We start from the raw sequence: 236 nt of genomic DNA on the forward strand, positions 1-236 counted from the left end.
CCAGGCGTTGACAATGAAACCATTAATGGAATTAATCTAGGAAAACTAGAAAAATACCATCAGGAATACGTTAATAATGGTTATAATCCGGAACCAGTTAAAAGAATTCTCATTCCTAGTGATAACAAAAGAACTAGACCCTTGGGATTACCAACCATCAAAGATCGGTTGATACAAAAATGCCTGGAACAACTCTTAACCCCCTATTTTGAAAATGTCTTTTCAGAATGGAGCTT

The 236-nt window shown here is 35.6% G+C and carries 1 pseudogene; it reads left to right on the forward strand.

Annotated elements, in window-relative coordinates:
* A pseudogene (locus OL66_RS04415) lies at window positions 1–236 on the forward strand (group II intron reverse transcriptase/maturase); the annotation flags it as partial.

It is taken from the genome of Chrysanthemum yellows phytoplasma (assembly GCF_000803325.1).
GTDB lineage: Bacteria > Bacillota_I > Bacilli_A > Acholeplasmatales > Acholeplasmataceae > Phytoplasma > Phytoplasma asteris.